The sequence below is a fragment of the Chitinimonas sp. genome (assembly GCF_036568685.1).
Taxonomy (GTDB): Bacteria; Pseudomonadota; Gammaproteobacteria; order Burkholderiales; family Chitinimonadaceae; genus Chitinimonas.
Map to the genome: position 1 here is coordinate 1 of NZ_DATCSC010000042.1, position 14,481 is coordinate 14,481.

A 14,481-nucleotide genomic window follows, 5' to 3' on the forward strand; every position below is an offset into this window, starting at 1 on the left:
AACGAGCCGGGCTTGTCGGCGCCACAAACAGCACGCTATATTTCCCTCGCACCAAGTACCGCCAAGGGCCGATAGCTCAGCTGGGAGAGCGCTGCGTTCGCAATGCAGAGGTCGGGAGTTCGATCCTCCTTCGGTCCACCATTGAAATCTGCCAAAAGCCAGCGTTCCGAAAGGTCGTTGGCTTTTGCGTTGCTAGACCAGGCCTTTGCTAGCCGGAGGTCAACAAGAATAGCGATGCCCCCAGGGCTCCATGGAGGAAGCCGATGCCCCGCCACCTGCCCACTCTGCTGCTCGCCGCCTGCGTAGCCACCGCCCTGGCCCAACCGCTTACCACCCTGGCCGAACGCTCCGGCTTCAAAGAGACCGGCCGCTACAGCGAAGTCCAGCAGCTCTGCAATGACTTCCAGGCCGCCTACCCCAAGGCGGTGCGCTGCATCACCTTTGGGCAGACTCCCGAGGGCCGCCCCATGCAGGCCCTGGTAGTCTCGCAAAGCGGCGCCCTCACACCGCAGGCCGCCCAGGCGCGTCGGTTGCCGGTGCTGCTGGTGCAGGGCGGCATCCACGCCGGCGAGATCGACGGCAAGGACGCCGGCTTCCTGGCCTTGCGCGAGGCCTTGCAGGGCAAGGCCGCCAAGGGGGCTTTGACCAAGCAGGTACTGCTCTTCGTGCCGGTGTTCAATATCGACGGCCACGAGCGCTTCGGTGCCTGGAACCGCCCCAACCAGCGTGGACCGGAACAGATGGGCTGGCGCACCACCGGCCGGAACTACAACCTCAACCGCGACTACGCCAAGGCCGATACGGCCGAGATGCAGGCCATGCTGCGGCTGGTCGATGCCTGGGACCCCCTGGCCTATATCGACCTGCACGTCACCGACGGCGCCAAGTTCGAGCACGATATTTCCATCATGACTGAGCCACGTCAGTCCGGCGACGAGGCCCTGCGCCAGGCCGGCCGCGCGCTCAACAACGCCGTGGTGGCCGACCTCACCAAACAAGGCTCGCTGCCGCTGGACTTCTACCCCAGCTTCGCGGTCGAGGACGATCCGAGCTCCGGCGTCTACGCCAGCGTGCCGCCGCCGCGCTTCTCCAACGGCTACTTCCAGTTGCGCAACCGGCTGGGCATGCTGGTCGAGACGCATAGCTGGAAGGACTACCCCACCCGCGTGCGCATCACCCGCAACACCATCGTCTCCCTCATGGAACAGATCGCTGCCCACGGCGCCGAGTGGCGCCGCGAAGCCGCCGCCGCCGACGCACGCAGCCGCCAACTGGCCGGCCAGCTGGTAGCACTGAGCTATGAGCCTACCGACAAGGTGGAGACCATCGCCTTCCGTGGCTACGCCTACACCCGTACGCAATCGGATGTCTCCGGCGCCCTGATGACACGCTACGACGAGAGCAGGCCGCAAGTCTGGGCCATGCCCCTGCACCCCGAGCTCAAGCCCGAGCTGGTGGTGACCGCACCCAAGGCCGGCTACGTGGTGCCGCGCGCCCACGCCGCCTGGGTGGCCGCCAAGCTGGCCCTGCATGGCATCCAGTACCAAACGCTCAAACAGGCCGCGACCACCGAGGTCGAAGCCTTTCGCGCCAGCAAGATGGAGTTCGCCGCCAAGTCCGAAGAAAGCCACCAGCGCCTCACGCTGGAAGGGCAGTGGCAGCCCGAGAAGCGTGCGCTCGCCGCTGGCGATCTCTATGTACCCATAGCCCAGCCCAAGGCCCGCTTCGTCATGGCCCTCTTGGAGCCGCAAGCACCGGACGCCCTGGCCGCCTGGGGCTACTTCAATACCGCCTTCGAACCCAAGGAATACATGGAGCCCTATGTGGCCGAAGAAGTCGCCCGCCAGCAGCTGGCCGACCCGGCCATCAAGGCCGCCTTCGAGGCTAAACTCAAGGACCCGGCCTTCGCCAAGGATGCCGCTGCCAGGCTGGAATTCTTCGCCCGCCGGCACGCCAGCTGGGACGAGCGCTACCAGCTCTACCCGGTGCTGCGCGTCGCCACTGCGCCGCGCTAGGCAAACTCGCTGGTCGATGATTTAAGCTGGCATCGGGCCGGCCGTGTGCCTTAGTACGCTTGATTCCGCGTCTTGCTGTGCTAGGCTCGGACGGCCTTTGCCCTGACAACAAATCACAACAACAGAGTTCATGCGCGTAGCTCCTTGCCCATCCTGTGGCGCCCAAGTCGAGTTCCACTCCGCCGCCTCGGTCATGGCGGTGTGCGGCTATTGCCGCAGCACCCTGGTGCGGCGCGACGTCAATCTGGAAAACCTCGGCAAGATGGCCGAGCTGGCCGAGGACCGCAGCCCCTTCCGGCTGCGCTTTCGCGGCCTGCACAAGACCGTCGGCTTCGAGCTGATCGGCCGGCTGCAGCTCAACTACCAGGGTGGCTACTGGAACGAGTGGTACGCCCGCTTCGACGATGGCCGCCTGGGCTGGGTATCTGAAGGCTCGGGCCTCTGTTACCTGACCTTCGAACAGGCCATCAAGACCCAGCTGCCGCCGTTCGATGTCTACCGTGTCGGCCAGTCCATCCGGCTGGGCGGCGAGCCCTATACCGTCAGCAATATCGAGACCGCGCACTGCGTCGCGGTCGAGGGCGAGTTGCCCTTCGAGGCCACCCCGGGCTTCCCCGCGCCGGCCGTGGACCTGCGCTCCGAAACGGGCTTTGCCAGCCTGGACTACAGCGAGCAACCGCCCAAGGTCTATATCGGCCTGGCGCTCACCTTGGAAGAGCTGGTCGACCCGGCGGCGCCCAAGGAGACCGAGCGCCCCAAGCGCGCCCAGGCGCGCGATTTCAAATGCACCAACTGCGGCGCACCCATCTCGGTCAAGCTGGCCGATACCAAGGCGATAGGCTGCAGCCACTGCGGCGCGGTGGTCGACCCCGCCGACCCCACCCTGGCTATCGTCAGCCGCGCCATCGAGGCCCTGCGCCAGCCCAAGCTGCCCCTCGGCAGCGTGGGCAAGCTGCGCGGCAAGCAGTACGCCATCATCGGCTACCTGCGCCGCGCCACCCGTATCGACGGCATACGCTACGACTGGGACGAATACCTGCTGCACAGCGAGGAGGCCGGCTACGCCTGGCTGACCGAATACAACGGCCACTGGAACCTCGCCAAGGCGGTTACCCGCCAGCCTAAAATCATGCCCGCCCGGCAGACCCAGGCGCGCTTCCTCGACCGTACCTACAAGCACTTCCAGCACTGTCAGGCCGAGGTGGTACAGGTGCTGGGCGAATTCAACTGGCGGGTCAGCATAGGCGAGACCGTGGGTGTCGATGACTACGTCTCGCCGCCCTACCTGCTCTCATCCGAGCGCAGCGAGACCGAGCTGACCTGGTCGCTCTCCGAGTATCTCCCGCCGGCCGAGGTCGAAGCTGCCTTCAAGCCCCAGGTCAAGCTACCCGAGCCCGTCGGCATCGCCCCCAACCAACCGCGCCCCGGGCCGGGTTCCGGCCGCTACTGGGCCGCCTTTGCCGCCTTTGCCGTGCTGGCGCTCATCCTGCAGGCCATCTTCGCCGTCACTGCCGCCTCGCGTACCGTCTGGCAAGGCGATTTGAACCAGCCCGAGGGCCAACAGCAATACACCCTCAGCAGCCCACCCATCCATATCGAAGGTGGCGGCAATCTGGAGATCCGCCAACAGGTCAACGTCGACAACCAGTGGCTCTACACCGACCTCACCCTGGTCAACCAGACCACCGGCGAGGTCCACCGCCTGGGCCGCGAGATCAGCTACTACTCGGGCAGCGATTCCGACGGCAGCTGGAGCGAGGGCAGCAACCGCGACGAAGCCCTGCTGGCCGATATACCGGCTGGCGACTATCTGCTGGAAGTCGACGCCGAGACCGAACCGGGCAAGGCGCCGCTGCAGGACCGTATCGCGGTGGTCCGTGGCGTGCCCATCTGGGTCAACTTCTGGGTGCTACTGGCCTGCCTGCTGGTACCACCGCTCTTGGCCTGGTGGCGTAGCGTCAGCTTCGAGACCCGCCGCTGGGCCGAAAGCGACTACGCCAGCAGCGATAGTGGAGACGACGACTGATGTGGTTCCGCAGCTATCTGATCGCCGCCCTCCTGGCCACCGGCCTCTACAGCTATGGCCAGTACAAGGGCAAACCCCTGTTCGGTGCTGCCAGCGAGACCCGCGAACGCGTGGGCAGCTCGGGCGGCCGGCTCTATCACAAATGATCTGGAGACAGACATGGAACTCCTGAAACTCGACTATCTGGTTGCCTCGCTGGCCTACTCCCTGCTCGGCGTGGTGGTGTTCTGGCTGGCCTTCATCATCATCGACCGGCTCACTCCCTACGATCTGTGGAAGAACCTGATCGAAGAGCGCAACCAGGCGCTGGCCACCGTGGTCGCCGCCATGTGCCTGGGCATAGCCATCATCGTCGCCGCCGCCATCCACTAGAGCCGCTGAAAAACCTTTCTGGCGGCGTTGCACAAGCTTGCCGTACTAATCGTACTGTCTGCGCTTGTGCGCCTGCCAGAACCGCTGCGCTGGGTTTTTGAGCGGCTCTACAATCTATCCGGGTACACGCCGCGCCGTGTGCCGTCACCGGGGTATGCATGGATCTCACACTGTCCGCCCTCCTGGGTACACTGTTTGGCTCCGCCGTCGGCGGCGTAGTCAGCAGCCTGCTCAGCCGCCAGCAGTTACAAAACCAGCTGCGTGCCCTGCGCGAGCAGCACAAGACTGAATTCATGGCCGAAGAGACCGCCCGCCACTTCCTCAGCCACAAAAGCTATACCGACCGCTCCTTCGATACCCTGCAGCAGCACCTGGGCGGGTTCGAAGCGGACGAGCTGCGCAAGATCCTGGTGCGTGCCGGCGCTATCCGCCTGATCCGTGACGACGGCAGCGAATGGTGGCGCCTGCTCTCGCGCATGGATGAATACATCGAAAAGAAGCGCCAGTCCGCCGATTGATCCGGCCTCGCGCCGCCCTTGCCCCGCCTCACCCATGCCCTACGCCCTGCTGTTCTCCATCTTTGTCGTCGCTGCCTGCGGCCTAGCCTACGAGCTGGTCGCCGCGGCGCTATCGAGCTATCTGGTCGGTGACTCGGTCACCCAGTTCTCCACCGTCATCGGCGTCTACCTGTTCGCCATGGGCCTCGGTTCCTGGCTGTCCAAGCATCTGCAGCGCGACCTCGTCGCCAGCTTCATCCGCATCGAGCTGGCGGTGGGCCTCCTGGGCGGCTTCTCGGCGGCGCTGCTGTTCTATGCCTTCGCCTGGCTCAGCGGCCCCTTTTTGCTGCTGCTCTACCTCTTGGTCGGCATCATCGGCGTGCTGGTGGGGCTGGAGATCCCCCTGGTCATGCGCCTCCTGGAGCCGCGCCTGGCCTTCAAGGAGCTGGTCTCCCAGGTCCTGAGCGTGGACTATATCGGCGCCCTGGCGGTCTCCCTGTTGTTCCCACTGTGGCTCGCCCCCAAGCTCGGCATGGTGCGCACCGCACTGCTGTTCGGCTTGCTGAATGTGGCGGTCGCGCTCTGGACGCTCTGGCTGTTCCGCGCCGAGCTGCCGGCCCGTCGCAGCCTGTGGGCGCAGGGTGGCGTCGTGCTGGTGCTGGTGCTGGCCGGCTTCGTCGGCGCCGAGCGCCTGTCGGGCTTTGCCGAGAATGCGCTGTACGAGGATCGCATCGTGCTGGCCGAATCCACGCCCTACCAGCGCATCGTGCTGACGCGCTGGAAGAACGACGTGCGGCTCTTCCTCAACGGCAACCTGCAGTTCAGCTCGCGCGACGAATACCGCTACCACGAAGCCCTGGTCCACCCTGGCCTCTCCTCCCTGCCCTGGGCCAAGCGGGTGCTGGTGCTGGGCGGCGGTGACGGCTTGGCGGTGCGCGAGATCCTCAAATACCCGCAGGTGGAGTCCATCACCCTGGTCGAGCTCGACCCGGCCATGCCCAACCTCTTCAAGACCCACCCGGCGCTCCGTGCGCTCAATGGCGATGCCTTCTCCTCCCCCAAGGTCCACGTCATCAATACCGACGCCTTCCGCTGGCTGGAGAGCCAGCAGGATGCCTACGACTTTATCGTGGTCGACTTCCCCGACCCCACCAACTACGCCGTCGGCAAGCTCTACACCAACACCTTCTACCGCTTCGTCGAGCGGGCCCTGAGCGCGCGCGGCCGCATGGTGGTCCAGTCCACCTCGCCCATGTATGCTCGCCATTCATTCTGGACCGTGGTGCAGACGGTAGAGAGCGTGGGCCTCACCACCCAGCCCTACCATGCCCTGGTACCGAGCTTTGGCGAATGGGGCTATATCCTGGCCAGCCGCGAACCTTACACCCCCGGCGGCAAGCTGCCGCCGGGCCTGCGCTTCGTCACCCCGGCCACCCTGCCCACCCTGTTCAACTTCCCGCCCGACATGGCCCGCGTGCCGGCCGAGGTCAACCGGCTCAACAACCAGCTCCTGGTGCGTACCTTCGAGCAGGAGTGGAAGCAGGTGCTGCGTTGAAGCGGCGCGACTTCCTGGCCGCCAGCGCGCTGGGCCTGCTCGGTTGCAGCCGCAAGAGCCCGCCGCCGCTGCCGCCCGGTGAGCTGCTAGGGCCCAACCACACGCTGGGTCACAAGTTCCGCGACGGTGGCGGCTTCCCCGCCGCCAGCGAGGTCCGCCGTACCCCGGCCCTGATCGTTGGCGGCGGCATGGCCGGCCTCGCCTGTGGCTGGTGGCTGCAGCGGCAGGGCTACCAGGGCTTCCAGCTCTTGGAGCTGGAAGCCGAAGCCGGCGGTAATGCCCGTGCCGGTCACAACGCCGTTTCCGCCTACCCCTGGGGCGCCCACTACCTGCCCCTGCCCGGGCCGGAAGCCAGCGAGATCCGCCTCATGCTGGCCGAATTCGGCGTGCTCAAGGGCGACCCACAGGCCCTGAATCCGGAATACGAGGAGCGCCACCTCTGCTTTGCCCCGCAGGAACGGTTGCATATCAATGGCATCTGGCAGGACGGCCTGCTGCCCCAGTTCGGCGTGCCGGCGGCGGAGCGCGCCCAGCAGCAGCGCTTTATCCAGCTGATGGCCGAATACAAGGCCCAACGTCTCGCCGGCAGCCTGCCGCCCTTCGCCACCCCCAGCGCCCGCGGCGGCATGGCCGACCCGGCCCTGGACGGCATCAGCCTGCACGACTGGCTGCGCCAGCAGGGGCTGGACGCCCCCAGCCTGCACTGGTGGGTCAACTACGCCTGTCGCGACGACTACGGCACCGACTACCGCCAGACCTCGGCCTGGGCCGGCCTGCACTACTACGCCGGTCGCCACGGCGTGGCCGGCAATGCCGATAGCGACGATGTACTGACCTGGCCCGAGGGCAATGCCTGGCTCACCCGCAAGCTGGCCGCCAGCCTGGGCGATCGCCTGCAGTCGCAAGCCCTGGTCTGGCGTTTGGATGTCACTCCGCAGGGCATCCTGGCCGACGTCTACCTCGCTGCCGAGCAGCGCAGCGTGCGCTACCAGGCCGACAAACTGGTCTGGGCCGCCCCGCTGGGCTTTCTGCCGCACGCCTGGCCCAGTCTGCCGGCACAGTGGCGCGCCGCCATCGCTCAGCTCAGCTACGCCCCTTGGCTGGTCGCCAACCTTACCCTCGATAGCCTGCCAGACGGCCACGACCAGGCGCCGCTGAGCTGGGACAACGTGCTCTACGGTAGCGCCGGCCTCGGTTACGTGGTCGCCAACCACCAATCGCTGGGCCTGCACGATCAAGCCAGCGTCTTCACCTACTACCGCCCGCTCAGCGAATACACACCCGCCGCCGGCCGGCAGTGGCTGCTCAAGCGCAGCCAGCCAGAGTGGGCGCAGACCATCCTCACTGAGCTCGCCCAGGCCCACCCCGACATCGCTCGGCTGACCTCGCGCCTGGATGTCTGGCGCTGGGGCCACGCCATGGCGCGGCCCACCCCGGGCCTGATCAGCCAGCACCTGCCGGCCTTGCGCCAGCCGGCGCCGCGGCTCATGCTGGCGCACGCCGACCTCAGCGGCTTCTCGCTGGCCGAGGAAGCCCACTACTGGGGCACGCGCGCCGCGCGTTGGCTGATGGAACAAGACTGGAAACACGCATGAACGGCCTGCACCTCACCGCCGACCTGTACGACTGCGGCAATAGCGCGCTGTTGCTGGATCAGCCGGCACTGGCGGCACTGTGCGAGGCCGAGGTCGCCCGCGTCGGGCTCTCCGCCGTCTCGCATTGCTGGCATGCTTTCCCGGCCAGCCCTGCCGGCCCAGGGGGCATCACCGGCGTGGTGCTGCTGGCCGAATCCCACCTCGCCATCCACACCTGGCCCGAGCGCGCCGGCGTCACCCTCGATGTCTACGTCTGCAACTTCGGCGCCGACAATTCCCTGCGCGCCGAGCGGCTGCTGCAGGCCCTGCTGGCCGCCTTCGCCCCCCGGCGCCAACAGTGCCAGCGGCTGCAGCGCGGTACGCAGCCGGAGCCCGGCGGCGCCTGAAGTACACGATGGGGATGCAATTGGCCGCCCCACGCTCTAGTCTGGAAAACCACGACGCGCAAAACGCGCGCCGTCGCTAAAGTCGCCGGTTTTCCATTCGGAGCGAGTTATGACCTCATTACGTACCCGCCTGATCCTGTTTGTCGCAGCCGTGGTGGCCATCAGCGCCACCCTGCTGGCCGGCATCTCCTACCTGCGCATGTCCGGCGAGATCCAGACCGGCATCCGCCAGGAGATCGCCGCCACCTCGCTGGGCTACGGTCAGGTGGTGTCGGATTGGGTGAGCAGCAAGCAGCAGATCGTCGCCTCTGTGGTGCCCGCTATCAGCCAGGCCGACATCAAGCCGCCCATGCAACAGGCCGCCAAGGCCGGCGACTTCGCCCTGTTCTTCACCGGCTTTGCCGACAAGCGCATGGTCTACTCCACCGACAAGACCCCGCCGGAAGGCTACGACCCCACCGCCCGCCCCTGGTACAAGCTCGCCGTCGAGCAGGGCAAGCCGGTGGTCACCGCCCCCTATATTGCCGCCTCCAGCAAGAAGCTGGTGGTCACCTTCGCTGCCCCCAAGGGCGGTAGCGGCAGCGTCGAAGCCGTGGTCGGCGCCGACATCAACCTCGAGACCGTGGTCAACAATGTGCTGGGCATCAAGCTGCGCGGCGATGGTTACGCCTTCCTGATCGGCAAGGACGGCAAGCTGATCGCCTATCCCAAGCCCGATACCGCGCTCAAGCCGGTCAAGGAAGTCATCCCAGGCTTTGACAGCATCGAGGCCTATACCGCCGCCGACCAGCTCAACACCGTCGAGATCGACGGCGCCGCCAAGCTGGTGGCCCTGCGCCCCATCGCCAATACCGACTGGTACCTCGGGGTCGTGATCGACAAGGGTCAGGCCATGGCCCCGCTGCGCAACCTCCTGTGGGCGCTGACCGGCGCACTGGTACTGCTGGTTGCAGTCGCGCTGGGCTTTGCCTGGGTCGGCATCGGCCACCTGCTGGCCGGGCTTGGCCGCATCGAGCGCGCCATGGCCACCATCGCCACCGGCGAGGGCGACCTCACCCTGCGCCTGCCGGTCCACAGCCGCGATGAAGTCGGCCGCATCGCCCAGGCCTTCAACCAGTTCATCGACAAGCTGCGTGAAATGTTCATCACCGTGCGCGACCAGTCGGCCGAGCTCACCGGCGGCATCGCCCACCTGACCGATACTACCGGCCATATCTCCCGTGATTCCAACGTCCAGTCCGAGGAACTCAGCGCCACCGCCGCCACCATCGAGCAGATCACCGTCAGCATCGCCCATATCGCCGACAACGTGAGCGATACCCACAAGCTGGTGGAAGTGGTCGACAGCGGCTCGGGCGATTCGGCCCAGGCGGTACGCCAGGTGGCTGAGGAGATCGGCCGCATCGCCGACGAATTCCAGCAGCTGGCCGGTGTCATGAACAGCCTGGGCAACCGCTCCGACCAGATCAGCAGCATCGTCGGCGTGATCAAGGAGATCGCCGACCAGACCAACCTGCTGGCGCTCAACGCCGCCATCGAGGCTGCCCGCGCCGGCGAGCAGGGCCGCGGTTTTGCCGTGGTCGCGGACGAGGTACGCAAGCTCGCCGAGCGCACCGGCCAGGCCACGGTCGAGATCGGCAATATGATCACCAGCGTGCGCGACGATACCCGCGATGCGCTGGGCCGCATGGAGGGCGCCATCAAGGCGGTAGACCTGGGCGTCAACCGCGCCGCCGACGCCACCGGCCGCATCGAGGCCATCCGCTCCAGCACCGGTGAGATGGTGGCCAAGATGGACGACATCGTCGCCGCCACCGCCGAGCAGCGCGTCGCCACCACCGCCATGGCGCAGAGCGCCGAACGGGTCAACGCCATGGCCCAGCAGACCGACAGCTCCATCCAGGACTCCAGCCGCACCTTGCAGGCACTCTCCAGCCTGGCCCACAACCTGAGCGCCCTGGTAGGGCGCTTCAGACTGTAAGTTCAAGGCAGCGGCCAACAAAAAAGCCCGCAAACGCGGGCTTTTTTGTTGGCTGGCGCAAGCTTAGCTCGGCCGCGGGCGCTTGATCACCTGCACGCCCAGTTGCTTGAGCTTGCGGTAGAGGTGGGTACGCTCCAGGCCGACCTTGTCGGCCACCCTGCTCATATTGCCGCCTTCCAGGCCGATATGGTGGTCGAAGTAGGCGCGCTCGAACTCGTCGCGTGCTTCGCGCAGCGGCTGGTCGAAGTTGAACTGCGGGCCGCTCACGGTCACGGTCTGTGCACGCGGTGGCGAGAATTGCGACAACACCCGGTTCACCGGCACGGCATCGATATCGACCTCGGTCGAGGTCAGCGCCAGGCTCTTGACGATGTTGTGCAGCTGCTCGTGGTTACCCGGCCAGTCGTGCTGGCGCAGCGCATTGAGCGCCGAGGAGACAAAACGGCGCGGGCCGGTCTTGTTCGATTCCACCACGCTGGCAAGGATGTGCTCGGCCAGCTCCGGGATATCGTCGCGATGTTCGCGCAGCGCCGGCAGCGGCACCACGATCTGCGACAGATAGGTGAACAGCGCCGGGTCAAAGCGGTCGATCAGCTCAGGCAGGCTGCGGCTGGTCGCGCAGATCAAGCGCACATTGTGCTTGTCGAGCTTGGGCAACAAGGCCACCAGGGCTGCCTGGGCCTTGCGCTCATAGTGGCCGATATCGCGCAGGAACAAGGTCCCGTTGGCGGCACGGGCCACCAGGTCGGGGCCGGATTCAACCAGCGCGTCCTGGCTGTCCGGTGCCACGAAGGGCACGGTCGGCGGGGTCAGGTAGCGGGCACAGGTCACAAAGCCGCTGCCCGGTTCACCGGTCAGCAACATGGGAAAGGACAGGTTCTGGGCCTGGTCGAGCTGCTTTTTCAGCACCAGTACCAGCGGGCTCTTGCCCAGCGCGGCCAGCGAGTTCTCAGCCACCTTGGGCTGCACCTCGCCGTGCTTGAGCGCCCGCTTCACCGTCGCCAAGAGCTTCTGCAGGCCGATCGGCTTCTCCAGGAAGTCGAAGGCGCCAATGCGGGTAGCTTCCACCGCGGTATCGATGGTGGCATGGCCGGACATCATCACCACCGGCATGGTGAGCTGGCCATTGCTGCCCCATTCCTTCAACAGCGTCACGCCATCGGTGTCGGGCATCCAGATGTCCAACAGCACCAGTGCCGGACGGCCCTGGTTGCGCAGCTGCCGCGCCTGGGCGGCATTTTCTGCCACCACCACGCGGTAACCCTCGTCCTGCAGGATCTCCGACAGCAATTCGCGGATACCAATCTCGTCGTCGACGATCAGGATATCGTTACTACCCACGCGCGTTCTCCCCATTTGTGCTGTTGCCCGCAACGTCTGCCGCATCGAGGATGGGCAGATCGATCCGCACACAGGCCCCGTGCGGCTCGACGTTGAAGGCGACGATCTGACCGTGGTGTTCGTCAATGATCTTCTTCACCACAGCCAGCCCCAAGCCGGTTCCCTTTTGTTTGGTCGTTGCGTAGGGCTCGAAAACCCGTTGCAAAATCGCCTCATCAAATCCGGAACCGTTGTCTTCTACCGACAATCGTACCGTTTTCTGGCGCTTTTCGGTACGTAGTTTTATGCGGCCAAACATATCGCTGCTGACCGCTTCCTGCGCATTTTTGAGCAGATTGTGCACGACTTGGCGCAGTTGTGTGATATCCGCCATCACCAGCAGCGGTGCCTCACCCAGCTGTTCGCGCTCTATCGGTGCGGTTTCGTACAGCACCAGGATCTCATCGAGCAGCTTGCCCAGGTCCACCGGCGCCAGCTGGGCTGAGGGCTGGCGGGCATATTCGCGGAACTCGTCCACCATGCGCTTGAGCGCCCCGACCTGGGACACGATGGTCGTGGTAGAGCGGCTCAACACCTCGCGGCTCTGCTCGTCCAGCTTGTCGGACAGCTTGTGCTCCAGCCGTTCGGCTGCGAGCTGGATAGGGGTGAGCGGGTTGCGGATCTCATGCGCCAGGCGCTTGGCCACCTCGCCCCAGGCGGCGTCGCGCTGGGCGCGCAGCAGGTCGGTCACATCGTCGAATACCACCACCGCACCCGAGGCCGGCTCCTGCTCGCCCGCCAGGCGCAGCCGTGCACCGTGCACCAGCAGGATGCGCGGGCTGCCGTCAAAGCCGACCTCCAGCTGCCGGTGCCAGTCCTCGTTGCTATTGCTGAAGGCGTCGATCACACCCTGGGCGAAGTTGGCCAGGTGCGGGTAGTCATCCAGCCAGTCATTGAGCTTGAGCACATCCAGCCGGTCGATCTCGGCATGCAGGATCTGGGTGGCGCTGAGGTTGGCGGCGCGCAGCCGCCAGTTCTCGTCAAAGGTCAGCACCCCGGCGGTCAGGCTACCCAGTACGGTTTCCAGGTAGGCCTTGGCCGATGCCGTCTCCTGCTGCTTCTGGTCCACCTGGTCGCGCGCTTCGGCCAACTGGCGGGTCATGCGGTTGAAGCTATGGGTCAGGGTACCGAGCTCATCCTGGCTCACCACCGGTTGCACCTGCGAGAAGTCACCCTGCGCCACCGCGCGGGTGCCGGCCGCCAGCACCGTCAGCGGTGCCGCCAGCTTCTCCGAGAGATACATGCCGAGCACCACTGCCGCCAAAAGCGCCATCAAGAGCGCCAAGGTCAGTGTCAGGCCGTAGATGATCTTGAGCCCGCCCCGCTGCAAGGAGAGCGCCTTGTACTGGCTGCGCATGTCCTCGACCTTCTCGAAGTCGGCCGCCAGCTTCTTGGGTACCGGCTGGATCAGTTGCAAGGCGCGGATCTCGCCGCCGAAGGCGGAGGTGCTGGCATAGTTGGGATTGACCGGCACCACCACCCGCAGGCTCAGGCCGTAGCTTGGGGTCGTCTCCAGCGCGCGGTAGGGAAACTGCGCCATCACCTGCTTGAGGGTCTTGCGGTCCGGCACCAGCGGTACCGGGTTGGCCATCTCGTTACCGTCGTGGGCTATCACCAGGCCGCGCCCGTCAAATAGGCTGGCCTCCTGCACGTTGTGGGTCTCGCGCAGCTTGCCCAGGGTGTTGCGGGCGCCGCTGTTGACCTCGCCACTCAGCTCCCCGGCCATCACGTGGGCCTTCTGCATCAAGTCGTCGAGCGAGTTGTCGAGTGCTTTGGAGCCGAGGTTGAGGCCGCTATCGAGCGCGTTGTCTACCCGCACATCGAACCAGGTCTCGATGGACTTGGTCAGGAACTGCACCGACAGGGTATACACCAGCGCACCCGGCAGCACCGCCACCATGGCAAACATCAAGGTCAACCGCCAGGCAAGGCGCGAACCGAACTGCCGTTCGCGCACCTGCTGGCGCAACCGCAGCACGCGGGTCACTACCAGGGCCACCAGGCCCGCCGCCATCAGGATATTGAGCGCCAGCAGCCAGGAGTAATAGTTGCCGATCACGGTCGAGTTGCCGCTGGCGGTCGCCAGCAAAAACAGCAGAATGGCCGCCAGCGAACCGAGCAGGATCAGGGTGTTGCGCATCGGCATGCTTATTTGCCACCCTCGTTGAATTCCACCTGATGCGGGGGGGATTCCAGCTTCCACTCCGGCTCGCCCAACAGGCTCAGTTGCAAGGGACGCGGCAGCTGGCTGGTATCGAGCCGCATGGCGATTTCGCCGGCAAAGCGGCTATCGAGCTTGCGGGTGACGGCACCGCGCTCGGTGATCGGCCAGTCGCGCACGACCCCGAGGTTGCGCACGGCTTCACCCAGCGTGTCGTAAGTGCGGTAGAGCGAACCCACGCTGACCCGGTAGGTACGGGTCAGGGCATGGTAGGAGAGTTTGTATTCGGTACGTGCGGTCGGGTTGAACCAGTCGGCCACCTTGCGCCAGGCCCAGTACCAGCGGGGCTTGGTCAAGGTGAATTCCACCGCGAAGGTCAGTGGCACACCCGCCAGCAGGGCGGTCTCGTGGACCTGGTCCAGCGTCACCACAAAGCGCGCGTCCACGCTCAAACGGCCGTCCTGCTCGATGCCATCGGCGGATTCGAGCTGGATGCTGCCAGCCATGGCCGGC

General features: G+C 65.9%; 12 protein-coding genes and 1 tRNA gene. 10 read left to right on the forward strand and 3 right to left on the reverse strand.

Annotated elements, in window-relative coordinates; translation table 11 throughout:
- Nucleotides 1-65 precede the first annotated feature (65 nt).
- The 10 genes from VIM95_RS06500 (at nt 66) to VIM95_RS06545 (ending at nt 10,427) form a co-directional block, all read left to right on the forward strand.
- Nucleotides 66-141, forward strand: a tRNA-Ala gene (locus VIM95_RS06500).
- Between the two features lie 122 nt (nt 142-263).
- Entirely contained in the window at nt 264-2,015 is a 1,752-nt protein-coding gene (locus VIM95_RS06505; protein WP_331984217.1) for a M14 family metallopeptidase, read from the forward strand.
- Nucleotides 2,016-2,145: 130 nt separating this feature from the next.
- Complete coding sequence (locus VIM95_RS06510; RefSeq protein ID WP_331984218.1) at nt 2,146-4,041, forward strand: DUF4178 domain-containing protein; 1,896 nt, start codon at nt 2,146-2,148, stop codon at nt 4,039-4,041.
- Nucleotides 4,041-4,187, forward strand: a complete 147-nt coding sequence (locus tag VIM95_RS06515) for a hypothetical protein (RefSeq protein WP_331984219.1) — start codon at nt 4,041-4,043, stop codon at nt 4,185-4,187. Before VIM95_RS06510 ends, VIM95_RS06515 begins: the two co-directional genes overlap by 1 nt.
- A 13-nt stretch (nt 4,188-4,200) precedes the next feature.
- Complete coding sequence (locus VIM95_RS06520; RefSeq protein ID WP_331984220.1) at nt 4,201-4,413, forward strand: DUF350 domain-containing protein; 213 nt, start codon at nt 4,201-4,203, stop codon at nt 4,411-4,413.
- A 158-nt stretch (nt 4,414-4,571) separates the two neighbouring features.
- On the forward strand, nt 4,572-4,931 hold the full coding sequence (locus tag VIM95_RS06525; protein ID WP_331984221.1) for a hypothetical protein: 360 nt from the start codon (nt 4,572-4,574) through the stop codon (nt 4,929-4,931).
- A 34-nt stretch (nt 4,932-4,965) separates the two neighbouring features.
- Nucleotides 4,966-6,465 carry a polyamine aminopropyltransferase gene (locus tag VIM95_RS06530; protein ID WP_331984222.1) on the forward strand — a complete coding sequence of 500 codons (1,500 nt, stop codon included), beginning with the start codon at nt 4,966-4,968 and terminating at the stop codon, nt 6,463-6,465.
- A complete protein-coding gene (locus tag VIM95_RS06535) occupies nt 6,444-8,060 on the forward strand; it encodes an NAD(P)-binding protein (protein ID WP_331984223.1) in 1,617 nt (538 codons plus the stop codon). Before VIM95_RS06530 ends, VIM95_RS06535 begins: the two co-directional genes overlap by 22 nt.
- On the forward strand, nt 8,057-8,446 hold the full coding sequence (speD, locus tag VIM95_RS06540) for an adenosylmethionine decarboxylase (RefSeq protein ID WP_331984224.1): 390 nt from the start codon (nt 8,057-8,059) through the stop codon (nt 8,444-8,446). The genes VIM95_RS06535 and speD overlap by 4 nt, the downstream gene beginning before the upstream one ends.
- Before the next feature lie 109 nt (nt 8,447-8,555).
- The gene (locus tag VIM95_RS06545) at nt 8,556-10,427 is read left to right on the forward strand and encodes a methyl-accepting chemotaxis protein (protein WP_331984225.1); all 1,872 of its coding nucleotides are present in this window, start codon (nt 8,556-8,558) and stop codon (nt 10,425-10,427) included.
- A 63-nt stretch (nt 10,428-10,490) separates the two neighbouring features.
- Here VIM95_RS06545 and VIM95_RS06550 read toward each other — a convergent pair whose 3' ends face one another.
- From VIM95_RS06550 to VIM95_RS06560, 3 genes are read right to left on the reverse strand one after another with little or no spacing between them, the layout of a single operon-like run.
- On the reverse strand, nt 10,491-11,768 hold the full coding sequence (locus VIM95_RS06550; protein ID WP_331984226.1) for a sigma-54 dependent transcriptional regulator: 1,278 nt from the start codon (nt 11,766-11,768) through the stop codon (nt 10,491-10,493).
- A complete protein-coding gene (locus VIM95_RS06555) occupies nt 11,761-13,953 on the reverse strand; it encodes a sensor histidine kinase (protein WP_331984227.1) in 2,193 nt (730 codons plus the stop codon). Before VIM95_RS06555 ends, VIM95_RS06550 begins: the two co-directional genes overlap by 8 nt.
- A gap of 2 nt (nt 13,954-13,955) precedes the next feature.
- A complete protein-coding gene (locus tag VIM95_RS06560; protein WP_331984228.1) occupies nt 13,956-14,474 on the reverse strand; it encodes a DUF4390 domain-containing protein in 519 nt (172 codons plus the stop codon).
- Nucleotides 14,475-14,481: the final 7 nt, after the last annotated feature.

Excerpts from the sequence above, each read along its gene's own strand:
- VIM95_RS06525 (WP_331984221.1), top strand. The coding sequence starts at position 4,572 with ATGGATCTCACACTGTCCGCCCTCCTGGGTACACTGTTTGGCTCCGCC.
- VIM95_RS06510 (WP_331984218.1), top strand. The coding sequence starts at position 2,146 with ATGCGCGTAGCTCCTTGCCCATCCTGTGGCGCCCAAGTCGAGTTCCAC.
- VIM95_RS06515 (WP_331984219.1), top strand. The coding sequence starts at position 4,041 with ATGTGGTTCCGCAGCTATCTGATCGCCGCCCTCCTGGCCACCGGCCTC.
- VIM95_RS06545 (WP_331984225.1), top strand. The coding sequence starts at position 8,556 with ATGACCTCATTACGTACCCGCCTGATCCTGTTTGTCGCAGCCGTGGTG.
- speD (WP_331984224.1), top strand. The coding sequence starts at position 8,057 with ATGAACGGCCTGCACCTCACCGCCGACCTGTACGACTGCGGCAATAGC.
- VIM95_RS06555 (WP_331984227.1), bottom strand. The coding sequence starts at position 13,953 with ATGCCGATGCGCAACACCCTGATCCTGCTCGGTTCGCTGGCGGCCATT.
- VIM95_RS06530 (WP_331984222.1), top strand. The coding sequence starts at position 4,966 with ATGCCCTACGCCCTGCTGTTCTCCATCTTTGTCGTCGCTGCCTGCGGC.
- VIM95_RS06520 (WP_331984220.1), top strand. The coding sequence starts at position 4,201 with ATGGAACTCCTGAAACTCGACTATCTGGTTGCCTCGCTGGCCTACTCC.
- VIM95_RS06505 (WP_331984217.1), top strand. The coding sequence starts at position 264 with ATGCCCCGCCACCTGCCCACTCTGCTGCTCGCCGCCTGCGTAGCCACC.
- VIM95_RS06560 (WP_331984228.1), bottom strand. The coding sequence starts at position 14,474 with ATGGCTGGCAGCATCCAGCTCGAATCCGCCGATGGCATCGAGCAGGAC.